Here is a 13,051-nt window from a genome sequence, read left to right as displayed (position 1 = left end):
GTGACACCGTTTAAAAAATAACTTCTTGTCCATGCTGAACGACTCGCTTAGGCAAATCTCCGCCCAGCCAGTAAACAATTTCAGATGGATGTTCAATATCCCAAGCCACAAAGTCAGCGACTTTACCTTGCTCTAAACTGCCGTGTGTTTGCTCTAAACCGAGCGCTTGTGCAGCATGAATGGTGACACCGGCTAATGCTTGCTCAGGCGTTAAACGGAATAACGTACTGCCCATGTTGAGCATTAAACGTAAAGAAAGTGCTGGAGATGTACCCGGATTTAAATCACTCGACAGCGCAATACGCACTCCGTGTTTAATAAGACTTTCAATCGGTGGGTATTGTGTTTCACGCAATAAATAAAAGGCACCCGGTAATAACACTGCAACCGTGCCCGACTCTGCCATGGCTTTGACATCATCTTCGGTCATGTACTCTAAATGGTCAGCCGACAAAGCATGATAACGTGCGGCCAAGCTTGAACCACCTAGCGATGAAAGCTGTTCGGCATGAAGTTTAACGGGTAGCCCCAATGATTGTGCCGTTTTAAAAACACGTTCAACCTGAGCTGGCGAAAATGCTAAATGCTCGCAGAAAGCATCAACAGCATCGACTAAAACTTCAGCATGCAGTTTAGGCAGCATTTCTGTACAGATATGCTCGATATAAGCATCGCTTTGGTCTTTGTACTCTGGCGGTAAAGCATGTGCAGCTAAACACGTGCTTTTTACCGTCATTGGTAATTTTTCACCAATTTGACGGATCACACGCAGCATTTTGCGCTCGTTTTCGTAGTTGAGTCCGTAGCCAGACTTAATTTCAATGGTGGTTACACCGTCTTGTTGCATGCAGCGAATACGCTTAAGGGCTGAGTTCAGTAATTGTTCTTCACTGGCTTCTCGGGTTGCACGAACAGTACTGGCAATACCGCCACCACTTGCAGCAATTTCAGCATAACTCACGCCCTGTAAGCGCTTTTCAAACTCAACACTACGGTTACCACCAAATACGCTATGCGTATGACAGTCGATGAACCCTGGGGTTACCCAAGCGCCATTTAAGTCAACTGTTTCGGAATAAGTGTCGGCAGGAAGTTGTTGTTGTTTTCCAATCCAGTGGATGAGATGCCCTTCTGTGACAATTGCAGCATCTTCAATGTAGGAATATTGCCCATTTTGCATGGTGGCAATATGGCAGTTTTGCCAAAGTTTTTTCATTAGCCTATCCTCGAAACTGCCCAACAGTAAAACTATTGGGCAGCTGATTTGTTAGCTTTCCATTTCTATGTTTTGCTGGACAGGCTCACTTTCCTTTCCCAAGCTTTGCTCTGGTTTTACCCAAATACGATAAGCAATAGTTAAGAGAGCAAGCCAAGTGATTCCTACATAAATTGCAGGACGCGAATCTGGGAAGTAGCCCATCATCACTAAAATGAACACCATAAAACCGATTGCAAAAGCAGGGGCATATGGCCAGCCAAATACAGGGAAATCAAGTGCCTTAATTTCAGCAGTAGATAATTTACGGCGCATCGCGACTTGTGAAAGCAAGATCATGAGCCATACCCAAACAGTTGCAAACGTTGCGATTGATGCAATGATGACAAACACATTTTCAGGAATCAGGTAGTTCAGCACCACACCAATTAACAGCACGCCAGCCATAACCACAACAGTCATCCAAGGCACACCATTACGCGATAATTTTTGGAAAATTCGAGGTGCCTGACCACGATTTGCCATACCGTACAACATACGGCCTGCACCAAACACATCACTGTTAATTGCCGAAATTGCAGCAGTTACCACCACAATATTTAAAATATTTGCAGCAGATTTAATGCCTAAGTTTTCAAAAATTTGTACAAACGGACTACCTTGGCTACCAATCTGGTTCCATGGGAAAATCGACATGAGTACAAATATAGTCAGTACATAGAAAAGTAAAATACGTACCGGAACAGCATTAATTGCTTTAGGTAAAGTAGTTTTCGGGTCTTGTGATTCACCTGCTGTAATACCAATAATTTCGATACCACCGAAAGCAAATACCACTACAGATAAACATGCAACCAAGCCTGCAATGCCATGTGGCATAAAGCCTTCATAGATCCATAAGTTTTGAATCCCCGGCACTACACTGCTATGGTCAGCATGGAAGCCATAGAACATCAAACCTAAGCCACCTAAAATCATGGCAACAATGGCACTCACCTTGACAATTGAGAGCCAAAATTCGAGTTCACCAAAGACTTTCACATGAATGAGGTTAATCGCGCCCAAGAACATGATGAGAGACAAAATCCAGATCCACCGTGGGACATCGGGATACCAGAACCCCATATAAATACCAAACGCAGTGACATCGGCAATTGCAACAATCACCATCTCAAAAACATAAGTCCAGCCTGTCGTAAAGCCGGCCAAAGGACCAATGTATTGAGAAGCATAGTGGCTAAATGAGCCAGAGACAGGGTTATGGACTGCCATTTCACCCAGTGCGCGCATCACAATATAAATTGCAATCCCTGCAACGATGTACGCAAGTAATACTGAAGGCCCTGCCATTTTAATAGCAGTTGCCGAACCATAGAAAAGCCCAGTTCCAATTGCTGAGCCCAATGCCAAGAAACGAATGTGGCGGGTGTTTAAGCCCCGCTGTAGTGTGGAGTTTTGTGACATTATAATCTCCAATCCTTGAGGAAATTTAGTTGGATTCGGCCACTCCATGTGACCGTTTTATCAATCACACTTCAGATAAACTAGGGAGTAGTTTTGGAATGAGTAACTCGTTTAGGCAACCACTCGCAAGCAATTCACTAGCCTGTTCGATATCAGGAGCAAAGAAACGGTCTTCACTGTAGTAAGGAACTTGGTCGCGCAAGATTTTACGAGCTTGTTCAAGTTTAGGCGAGCTTTTTAAACCTTCACGGAAGTCTAGACCCTGACAAGCGCCTAACCATTCAACAGCTAAAATGCCGCGAACGTTATCAGCCATATACCAAAGACGTTTACCAGCATTTGGAGCCATCGATACATGGTCTTCTTGGTTGGCTGAAGTCGGTAAGCTATCCACACTTGCAGGATGTGCAAGCGCTTTGTTGTCACTTGCAAGAGCAGCAGCGGTTACCTGAGCAATCATAAAGCCCGAGTTAACACCGCCATTTGCTACCAAGAACGGTGGAAGCTGTGACATATGACGGTCCATCATCATCGAAATACGACGTTCAGATAGTGAACCAATTTCTGCAATTGCCAATGCTAAATTGTCGGCCGCCATTGCAACAGGTTCTGCATGGAAGTTACCACCAGAAATCACGTCACCTTGTTCAGCAAACACAAGCGGGTTATCAGATACGGCATTTGCTTCAATTTCTAATACTTCAGCAGCCTGACGGATTTGAGTTAAACATGCACCCATCACCTGTGGTTGGCAACGTAAAGAATATGGGTCTTGAACTTTGCCACATTCTTCATGTGAACGAGAGATTTCACTCGAATTAGTCAATAAATCGCGATAAGCCGCAGCTACATCAATTTGACCTCGTTGGCCGCGTACTTCGTGAATACGCGCATCGAAAGGTGCACGTGAACCAAGCATTGCTTCAACACTTAAGCCACCACAAACTGTCGCGGCAGCAAATAAATCTTCTGCTTCAAATAAGCCGCGTAAAGCGTAAGCCGTCGAAACCTGCGTACCATTTAAAAGTGCCAAACCTTCTTTAGCCGCTAAAGAAATTGGTTCCAAGCCTGCAATTTTTAAAGCTTCAACTGCTGGTAACCATTCACCTTTATAACGTGCCTTACTTTCACCAAGTAAAACTAAAGACATGTGTGCAAGGGGTGCCAAGTCACCAGAAGCCCCTACTGAACCTTTAAGTGGAATGTGTGGGTAAACTTCAGCATTAATTAAGGCCAACAAAGCATCAATGACTTTACGACGAATACCAGAGAAACCACGTGCCAAGCTATTTGCTTTCAATAGAATAATTAAACGAACCATTGCATCATCAAGTGCTTCGCCTACACCTGCGGCATGCGAAAGAACTAATGAACGCTGTAATTTCTCTAAATCTTCAGGCGCAATTTTAGTTGAAGCAAGTAAACCAAAACCTGTATTAATACCGTAAGCTGTACGTCCTTCATTTACAATTTGCTCTACACAAGCCACGCTTGCATTAATTGCAGATGAAGCACTTTCATCTAATTTAACTTTAATTGGGTTGAGGTAAGCTTGACGTAAATCGGCTAAGGTCAGTTTTCCCAGTTGGATCAGTAATTCCATGTTGGCTTCCTAATTTTTTGCACTATATTCTGCTGAGACGGTGCTTTTCACAATTGCAAAAAGCACCGCCAGTTCTTCCATGTATTTTTATTGCGTGATCATTGGCAAGTGTAGGCCTTGCTCTTTGGCACAGTTAATCGCAATTTCATAACCTGCATCGGCATGACGCATAACACCTGTTGCAGGGTCATTGGTTAGTACGCGAGCAATACGTGCAGCAGCTTCATCTGTACCGTCACACACAATCACAACGCCTGAGTGTTGAGAGAAGCCCATACCTACACCGCCACCATGATGTAGAGACACCCAAGTTGCACCGCCTGCTGTATTTAACAATGCATTTAATAAAGGCCAGTCTGATACTGCATCTGATCCGTCTTGCATTGCTTCAGTTTCACGGTTAGGACTTGCAACCGAACCTGAGTCTAAGTGGTCACGACCAATCACGATCGGTGCAGACAATTCACCGCTACGAACCATTTCGTTAAATGCCAAACCAAGTTTTGCACGTAAGCCTAAACCTACCCAGCAAATACGCGCTGGTAAGCCTTGGAAGCTAATACGTTCACGAGCCATGTCTAACCAGTGATGTAAATGTTCATCATCAGGAATTAACTCTTTAACTTTGGCATCTGTTTTATAAATATCTTCCGGATCACCAGAAAGCGCTGCCCAACGGAATGGACCAATACCACGGCAGAACAATGGACGGATGTATGCAGGTACGAAGCCTGGGAAATCAAAAGCGTTTGCTACGCCTTCTTCTTTCGCCATTTGACGGATGTTATTGCCATAGTCAAATGTTGGAACACCCATTTTTTGGAAATCAAGCATGGCTTGTACGTGTTTTGCCATCGACTGTTTTGCAGCTTTTACAACAGCTTCCGGTTCTTTTTTCGCGCGTTCACGGTATTCATCCCAAGTCCAGCCTACTGGTAAGTAGCCATTAAGTGGATCGTGTGCACTTGTTTGGTCAGTTACCATGTCTGGACGTACACCACGGCGTACAAGCTCAGGTAAAATTTCAGCAGCATTACCATGAAGTGCGATTGAAATTGCTTTACCTTCTTTTGTATAACGGTCAATACGCGCTAAAGCATCATCTAAATCAGTCGCTTGTTCATCTACATAACGTGTACGTAAACGGAAATCGATACTTGCTTGTTGGCATTCGATGTTTAAAGAACATGCACCTGCAAGTGTTGCAGCTAAAGGCTGAGCACCACCCATACCGCCTAAACCGGCAGTAAGAACCCAACGACCTTTTAAATCACCATTGTAATGTTGGCGACCTGCCTCAACGAAAGTTTCATAAGTACCTTGTACAATACCTTGGCTACCAATGTAGATCCACGAACCCGCTGTCATTTGACCGTACATTGCCAAAGCTTTAGCGTCTAATTCGTTAAAGTGTTCCCAGTTCGCCCAGTGCGGTACAAGGTTTGAGTTTGCAATTAAAACGCGTGGCGCATCTTTATGAGTTTTAAATACACCTACTGGTTTGCCTGATTGAACTAATAAAGTTTCGTCAGTTTCAAGATTTTTTAGTGTATCTACAATTTTGTCGAAACATTCCCAGTTTCGTGCTGCACGGCCAATACCACCGTATACCACCAATTCTTTCGGGTTTTCTGCAACGTCCGGATCAAGGTTATTCATCAACATACGCAATGGGGCTTCAGTTAACCAACTCTTAGCCGTTAATTCAGTGCCGCGTGGTGCACGAATTTCTACATCACGAAATTTTGTTGTCGTTGTTGTCACAGTCGGACTCCTTCCTTTGAGCTTACATCAGCAGAACATCACTTGTTTCTGCATTTGTATAGTAATGTATTAACTTGTATATACATCTATATACTACACAAATATTTTTCGGCGTGAAGAGGCTTGCTCGTATTTTTTTTAAAAAGTTGAATAAACTTATGAATTAAATTAATTTATTTTTATATCCGACATAAAAAAAGCACATATCTTCTAACAAGACATGTGCTTTTTAATCAGTAAATGATGTCTTTTTAACGTTGAATTAGCTCAATGACATAGCAACTTTTGTGCTGTTTTTTTGGAAAATTGATTGATGTGACACTAGCATTTTTCTCAATTTTTAGCGTCTCATGAGCAGCAAGCTGAACGGAATGCTCATCAACGTTCACTTCCGTTTCACTACCCTGATTAAAAATAAAAATCAGGTCTGCCGAGCTTATAAATGCCTGCTCCGCTGCCTCATTCAACCACTGAAAACGGGCATGAAACTTTGCAGGATCATAAATTAAATTTAAATCCCGAATTGCACCGTCTACCAGTTCACTTTGGACCTGACTTTCACCATGAAAAGCAAAAATATCGCCCTGTTTCAGCTTTTTGGCAGGAAGGTCATCGACATGCAGTACCATGCCCTGCCCATCAAGTACGCTAATAATGCGTTGTTTATTGGGAAATAACGAAAATGGCCCAGAAGTTGTTACATCTGCCATCGAAATGCGCCACTCAAAGTCGGCTTCACCTTGGCTTCGAGCAATTTCTAAAGTAAAGCCTGCACCATTTTTCCAAAGCATTTTTGTATATTGATCGGCCCTGATCAATTCAATCATGGATTAAATTTCCCTTCGAGATAATAGCGACTGCCCGGATAAATCAATCGTGCACTTGAAATGAGTTGTTTGTTTGACCATGTGCGACGGCGGATGAGTAAACACGGTTCAGCTTTAGTAATCTTTAACCACTTACACTCTTGAGGCGATGCTAAAACGGCCTCAACAATGTGTTCACCTTCTGTCACGGGTGCTTTTGCCATGAGGTAAGCATTTGGAGTAATGGTTTTAAAATCTTGTTCTAAATAATCTGGAATCAGTGCTGCATCAACTAAACGATCTTCGACCTGAACAGGTACATCATTTTCATAATGCACAATAATCGAGTGAAATAATTTTTGCCCTTCGCGAGTCTGCATTAACACGCTTTGCTCTGCATTTGCATAAATTTGTTCTAAGACTAAAACTTCAGCATGATGCTTATGGTTTCGTGCAATAATCTCATCGGCAATATTGTTAATTTGAAAAAGTGCAGTTCGGCCTTGCCCTTCAGCAACGAAAGAACCAACACCCTGAATTCGAACAAGTAAGCCTTCTGTTGTTAACTCGCGTAGCGCACGGTTTACCGTCATACGGCTACAGCCGAGTTGATTAACGAGTTCACTTTCCGAAGGAATTTTTTTATTTACAGCCCAAGAGCCTTCATAAATCTTTTGTGAAATCAGCTGTTTTACGCGCTGATATAAAGGAACTGGACTATCAGCTTCAATCGAAAGCTCAGTATGTTCTTGTTTTGATGTTCTGGGCATAACAAATACTCAAAAAGGCAGCAGGCAAAAAGGTATTTTAGTTGACATGCTATGTATATACAACCACATACAACATGTTAATTTATGAATTAAATATATTTTAAAAAGTTTAAAAAATAAACATAGCTCGACAAGAGCTAATTTAAAGTTTTATGTAGAGAAATTCAAATATATAAAGGCTTTATCAACATTTATTTAATAGTTATTTTTGCTAAGTCAGTGCCCCATCCTAGAAAACAAAAATATCATTTTTTCTGGTTTACGAAATGATGCTTAAATTTTTTATTTAAAATAACTGATCGATAGTATTCTTCTGCCACACAGTATATTAATAAAACTGGAAGCACATCGAATGCGTAATTATAAAATAGATATTCTTCGAGGAATTTCTATCCTTTTGGTTCTTTTACATCATTTTAATATTCCCTATAAACTTAAAGATACATGGTTAGGTTTTGATTTCTTAGGTGAAGCATTTAGCACAGTCATCGCAAGAAATGGAAATTATGGCGTCACCATGTTTTTTGTGATTTCGGGTTTTTTAATTACCCATCACACTTTAAAACGAGACAAACAATTTTCTGCAATTAACCTCAAGCATTTTTATATCCGACGAGCAGCACGTATTTTACCGTGTCTGGTATTACTCATTTTAGGTGTAAGCATACTTGGTTCATTTGACTTAAAACCCTTTATGAACCAAGCACCGAATGGCATTGAGGTCTCTTATCCTTTAACCATATTTGCAGCCTTAACCTTCTGGATGAATATCCTGATTATTAAATTTGGTTGGGTAAACTACGCTTTGGGCGTGTTGTGGTCGCTCTCTGTAGAAGAAGTTTTTTACTTTGTTTTTCCATTATTGTGTCTACTCACCCGTAGTAATAAGGTCTTTATTGCTGTACTTGTTGGAGTGATTTTATATGGGCCTTATTTTAGGTCTCTCCATTTTGGAGAAGAAAGCGGCGCTTATTTATATCATTATTTTTCAAGTTTTGATGGTATAGCGGTGGGCTGTTTAACGGCGATTTTTTCTCATAAATATCAGCCAAATTGGACTTATAAAAAACCTCTTTCGTGGTTAATTATTTTGAGCATGACTGCTCTATATTTATATGCACCAATTAAAGAAGTCAGCACATGGGGTATTAGCTTATTTGCTCTTGCCACAGGCTTACTGATTTTGTGTTTTCAGCATCCTTCCGAAACACAGGCGCATAACCTATTTACCAAAGTGATGGTCTGGTTGGGGCAAAGAAGTTACGAAACTTATTTGTTTCATCTGGTTGTGCTGGGCCTTATGAAGGTTGCTTTTATTCCAGCTCAAACCGACGCTAGCATCAAAATTATGCTTTTAATTGGCTATTTGGTCCTGACTTTCATCATTAGCGCTGCTATTGAAAAATATTATTCGACACCGCTTAACAGCTACATTCGAAAGGTTTTTATTAAAGATAAATCATAAAAAAATAAGCCCCTTGAAAATAGGGGCTTTTTTATTAAGCGATCAACATCGTTTCATCATCTTGCTTAAAAGGATTAGACCAGCTCTGCCATGCTTGTGGTCCTAAAGCCATTTCTTCATCGTTTAACAAGCAGCTATCTAAGCGTTGTATTAAAGCTTGCTCATCCATTTGCATACCAATTAAAACCAGCTCCTGACGCGCATCACCTGTGCGGGCATCCCAGTTTTTCTTAATTTCTTCAATACTGGCTAGGTCACTCGGCCAGTCTTCTTCTGCAACGGCTGCCCACCAATAACCAGCTAAACCGTGTCGAGCCATTGCTCCCGCTTGTGACCATGAGTAAGCCAATGTCGGTTCGGCAGCCAACCAGAAAAAGCCTTTGGAACGCACAACTCCCGGCCATTCAGCCTGTACCAAATCATAAAAACGTTCTGGATGGAAAGGTCGGCGGGCACGGTAAACAAAGCTACTTATTCCATATTCTTCAGTTTCAGGTGTATGCTCACCGCGTAACTCTTTTAACCAGCCCGGTGCTTGCGCAGCTTCATCAAAATCAAATAGCTGTGTATTTAAGATTTTGTCTAAAGCGACCTTTCCAAATTGAGCAATTTCAATTCGGGCACGCGGGTTTAACGTTTTTAAAATGGCGATAAGCTGGTCTTGCTGAGCCTGATCAATCAAATCAATTTTATTCAGTATAATCACATCACAAAACTCAATCTGATCGATAAGAAGGTCAACCACAGTTCTCTCATCTTGCTCGCCTAATGATTCGCCGCGTTGTTGTAGGGTGTCAACTGAGCTGTAATCTTTAAGAAAGTTAAAAGCATCGACTACCGTAACCATAGTGTCGAGTCGAGCAAACTCATTGAGTGAGTTTCCATCTTCATCTTCAAAGGTAAAGGTTTCTGCCACAGGTAATGGCTCTGAAATGCCAGTTGACTCAATCACCAATTGGTCAAAGCGTCCTTCATTGGCTAAACGTCTCACCTCAACCAATAAATCTTCTCGTAACGTACAACAGATACAGCCGTTACTCATTTCAACCAGTTTTTCATCTGTTCTTGAAAGCTCTGCCCCACCTTCGCGTACTAAAGCCGCGTCAATATTTACCTCTGACATATCATTAACAATCACGGCAATACGGCGGCCTTCGCGATTATTTAAAATATGGTTGAGTAATGTGGTCTTTCCTGCACCCAAAAAGCCCGATAAAACAGTGACGGGAAGCTTGGCAAATGAGTTGGCGATTGCAGTGTGCATGGCTTGATCTCTTTGAATAATATTTAAACTGATCATGGCTGGCCATTTAAATATGGCCAGATCACAGGCGTAATCTATTTCTAAAACACAATAATGTTATGTTATAACATAACTATTGATCAAGTTTTTATTCCAGTTTTATCTAAGCCAAATCACTTAGTCTTTGAAAAAGTTGCTTTTATAGTCCCTGACAAATTGAGGTTCTATAGTGATGGTCTGGCCCCCATGCTCTAAAACCTTGACTATCAATATGGATTTGTCCTGAAGCATAAACACCCAGTCCCATATTAAACGCTTGGCCTTTAGTCGCCCAGAACTGACAAAGCTTGGTTTTAGTTTGTTGAATATTGAACTGGTCTAAGTCGCTAGGCTGTTCTGGCCCAATTCTAAAATCAAGTGCTGCATTAAAGACATGTCGGGAAGCATCAGCACCACCTGCACAACGGTTTAAAGCTAAAGCTCGATAGACCGAAGTCACTTCAAAATCGTTAATTACGCCATCATCAACCAACGCTTTTAATATATTGAGCGTCGGAACAATATTGGACCAAATCTCGCGTGGTGGAACTGCGTAAGGCTCAACTCCACATTTTTGCCAGTCTCTGGCTGAACGTAATAACTCGTGGTCTGGAACTAAATCGGCAAGTCCTTTTTGCTTAAGAAATTGCTTATAAGCTTGTACAGACTGTCTGTGATCTAAGGTTGCGATCCAAACGACATAATCTTCAGGCTGTTGTTTGATTTTAACCACAGTTTTAGATGGTTGAGGCAAAGTGGGAGAACGATGAGTAATCGTCGGCTGGGGTGTTTGAGTACTACAAGCCGCCAGAGATAATACGAGTAAACCTAAATAACGCTTCATAAATATATTCTATCTTCCCTAAACATCTGAAAGCCTTTAATCATTTAATTTCAGAAATGTTATAATATAACAATTATTAAATCCTTTAATTTCTGTTGTAAATTTTAAAAAATAAAAAAGGACGTATTTATACGTCCTCTTTAGCTTCTAACTATCTGTTTACATATCGGCTTCTAAAGCATGAACAGGCTGCTCAGCTTTTATTTTACGGCGCTTAAATTGATAAGCCACCATCAAACACAAAATCCATCCTGGAATCATCATAACTGCCACACGCATGTCTGGCGTTAAAGACATCACAACTAAAATTCCAAGCATGAATGCCATGCAAAGATAGTTGCTAAATGGATACATGAAGCTTGGGAATTTAGTCGTTTGGCCTTGACGTTGCATGAATTTACGGAATTTTAAATGTGTCCATGAAATCACTACCCAGTTAATTACAATCGCTGCTACGACAAGCATCATGAGTAAACCGAATGCTTTTTCAGGGAATATATAATTGAGTAAAACACACAATACCGTCACAAATGCAGAGACTAGAACCGCATTGGTTGGAATACCTCGTTTATTAATACGGGCAAGAGCTTTCGGGGCATTACCTTGTTGGGCAAGACCTAAAAGCATACGGCTGCTGCAATAACTGGTTCCGTTATAGACGGAAACCGCAGCTGTCAAAATAACGAAATTTAATAATGTCGCAACACCTTGGCTATCTAAAGAGGCAAAGACCATCACAAAAGGACTGCCACCTTCTGCCATTTGATTCCATGGAAATAATGAGAATAAAACAAAAAGTGTCGCAATATAGAAAATCAAAATACGATAGATAATCTGGTTTACAGCTTTAGGTAAAGTTTTGTCTGGATCACGCGCTTCAGCAGCAGTAATACCGAAAAGCTCAATACCGCCAAAAGCAAAAATAATCACAGCCATTGCCATAACCAAGCCTTCAATACCAAATGGGAAGAAACCACCTAATGCCCAAAGGTTAGAAATACTGGCCTGAGGCCCTGCTGTGCCGGTTGCAAGTAAATATGAACCGAAACCAATCATAGCTAAAATTGCTAAGATTTTAACAATGGAAAACCAAAATTCCATTTCGCCAAAAAACTTAACATGCAGTAAATTGATGCCATTAATGAGAATAAAGAACGTTAGAGCAGATGCCCACGTTGGGATTTGCGGCCACCAATATTGAATATAAAGACCAATTGCACTTAACTCCGCCATACACACAAGTACATTGAGTACCCAGTAATTCCATCCTGACATGAAGCCTGCAAAAGGTCCCCAATATTTGTAAGCGAAGTGGCTAAAAGATCCACTTACAGGTTCTTCTACGACCATTTCACCGAGCTGGCGCATCATTAAAAAAGCAATAAATCCTGCAATCGCATAACCCAAGATTACCGATGGACCTGCCAATTTAATCGATTGTGATATACCAAGAAACAGCCCTGTACCAATCGCTCCACCCAACGCAATCAGCTGGATGTGACGATTACTCAAACCATGTTTCAGGTTTCCTTGCTCTTGTGTTGACATATGATTATTCTCATCCTTGTCACGTAATTTTTTTCCAATAAATTACGTATATCATAAATTGATCGGATTTTCATAGAGATTGATGAAAAAATAATTGCGTTACTTTTCTCACAACCGCGCATGAAAACAGAAAATGCAAGAAATAACAATTATTATGCAATGTGTAATTAAATTATGTATTGCGTAATTTGATGAATTCAGTATTATAAGAACCATGAAGTAATTGGTTGTTCTCGGTCTCTATCAAACTCATAAGTAAAAAGATGATCTAAATAACGGTTAAAACTTA

General features: G+C 41.0%; 10 protein-coding genes. 1 reads left to right on the top strand and 9 read right to left on the bottom strand.

From position 1 onward, the window contains the following. Window positions 1-10: 10 nt before the first annotated feature. The 6 genes from hutI to hutC all read right to left on the bottom strand — a co-directional run bounded on the left by hutI (window position 11) and on the right by hutC (window position 7,623). Window positions 11-1,216, bottom strand: a complete 1,206-nt coding sequence (hutI, locus tag G9371_RS06775; RefSeq protein WP_029424056.1) for an imidazolonepropionase — start codon at window positions 1,214-1,216, stop codon at window positions 11-13. A 51-nt stretch (window positions 1,217-1,267) separates the two neighbouring features. Then, on the bottom strand, window positions 1,268-2,680 hold the full coding sequence (locus G9371_RS06770) for an amino acid permease (RefSeq protein WP_000081464.1): 1,413 nt from the start codon (window positions 2,678-2,680) through the stop codon (window positions 1,268-1,270). 64 nt (window positions 2,681-2,744) lie between these two features. After that, on the bottom strand, window positions 2,745-4,283 hold the full coding sequence (gene hutH, locus G9371_RS06765; protein WP_029424055.1) for a histidine ammonia-lyase: 1,539 nt from the start codon (window positions 4,281-4,283) through the stop codon (window positions 2,745-2,747). Window positions 4,284-4,370: 87 nt separating this feature from the next. Next, on the bottom strand, window positions 4,371-6,047 hold the full coding sequence (hutU, locus tag G9371_RS06760; protein WP_000214181.1) for a urocanate hydratase: 1,677 nt from the start codon (window positions 6,045-6,047) through the stop codon (window positions 4,371-4,373). Between the two features lie 251 nt (window positions 6,048-6,298). Next, on the bottom strand, window positions 6,299-6,874 hold the full coding sequence (locus G9371_RS06755; RefSeq protein ID WP_029424054.1) for a HutD family protein: 576 nt from the start codon (window positions 6,872-6,874) through the stop codon (window positions 6,299-6,301). After that, a complete protein-coding gene (gene hutC / locus G9371_RS06750) occupies window positions 6,871-7,623 on the bottom strand; it encodes a histidine utilization repressor (RefSeq protein ID WP_001138319.1) in 753 nt (250 codons plus the stop codon). The genes G9371_RS06755 and hutC overlap by 4 nt, the downstream gene beginning before the upstream one ends. Before the next feature lie 352 nt (window positions 7,624-7,975). On the opposite strand from hutC, the gene G9371_RS06745 reads away from it, so the two are divergent. Then, window positions 7,976-9,088, top strand: coding sequence for an acyltransferase family protein (locus G9371_RS06745; protein WP_029424053.1), 1,113 nt, complete (start codon window positions 7,976-7,978; stop codon window positions 9,086-9,088). Window positions 9,089-9,122: 34 nt separating this feature from the next. Here G9371_RS06745 and zigA read toward each other — a convergent pair whose 3' ends face one another. The 3 genes from zigA to G9371_RS06730 all read right to left on the bottom strand — a co-directional run bounded on the left by zigA (window position 9,123) and on the right by G9371_RS06730 (window position 12,762). Further along, on the bottom strand, window positions 9,123-10,388 hold the full coding sequence (gene zigA, locus G9371_RS06740) for a zinc metallochaperone GTPase ZigA (RefSeq protein ID WP_029424052.1): 1,266 nt from the start codon (window positions 10,386-10,388) through the stop codon (window positions 9,123-9,125). A gap of 142 nt (window positions 10,389-10,530) precedes the next feature. Further along, on the bottom strand, window positions 10,531-11,214 hold the full coding sequence (locus tag G9371_RS06735) for a D-Ala-D-Ala carboxypeptidase family metallohydrolase (protein ID WP_000833247.1): 684 nt from the start codon (window positions 11,212-11,214) through the stop codon (window positions 10,531-10,533). Window positions 11,215-11,373: 159 nt separating this feature from the next. Then, a complete protein-coding gene (locus G9371_RS06730; RefSeq protein ID WP_000107088.1) occupies window positions 11,374-12,762 on the bottom strand; it encodes an amino acid permease in 1,389 nt (462 codons plus the stop codon). Window positions 12,763-13,051: the final 289 nt, after the last annotated feature.

The sequence above is a fragment of the Acinetobacter sp. EKM10A genome (genome assembly GCF_011075215.1).
GTDB lineage: Bacteria > Pseudomonadota > Gammaproteobacteria > Pseudomonadales > Moraxellaceae > Acinetobacter > Acinetobacter baumannii.
Note: the sequence above shows the minus strand (reverse complement) of the source record. Positions and strands in the feature narration are given on the sequence as shown.

Coding starts and splice junctions, on each gene's coding strand:
- hutI (WP_029424056.1), bottom strand. CDS start 1,216: ATGAAAAAACTTTGGCAAAACTGCCATATTGCCACCATGCAAAATGGG.
- G9371_RS06770 (WP_000081464.1), bottom strand. CDS start 2,680: ATGTCACAAAACTCCACACTACAGCGGGGCTTAAACACCCGCCACATT.
- hutH (WP_029424055.1), bottom strand. CDS start 4,283: ATGGAATTACTGATCCAACTGGGAAAACTGACCTTAGCCGATTTACGT.
- G9371_RS06755 (WP_029424054.1), bottom strand. CDS start 6,874: ATGATTGAATTGATCAGGGCCGATCAATATACAAAAATGCTTTGGAAA.
- hutC (WP_001138319.1), bottom strand. CDS start 7,623: ATGCCCAGAACATCAAAACAAGAACATACTGAGCTTTCGATTGAAGCT.
- G9371_RS06745 (WP_029424053.1), top strand. CDS start 7,976: ATGCGTAATTATAAAATAGATATTCTTCGAGGAATTTCTATCCTTTTG.
- zigA (WP_029424052.1), bottom strand. CDS start 10,388: ATGATCAGTTTAAATATTATTCAAAGAGATCAAGCCATGCACACTGCA.
- G9371_RS06735 (WP_000833247.1), bottom strand. CDS start 11,214: ATGAAGCGTTATTTAGGTTTACTCGTATTATCTCTGGCGGCTTGTAGT.
- G9371_RS06730 (WP_000107088.1), bottom strand. CDS start 12,762: ATGTCAACACAAGAGCAAGGAAACCTGAAACATGGTTTGAGTAATCGT.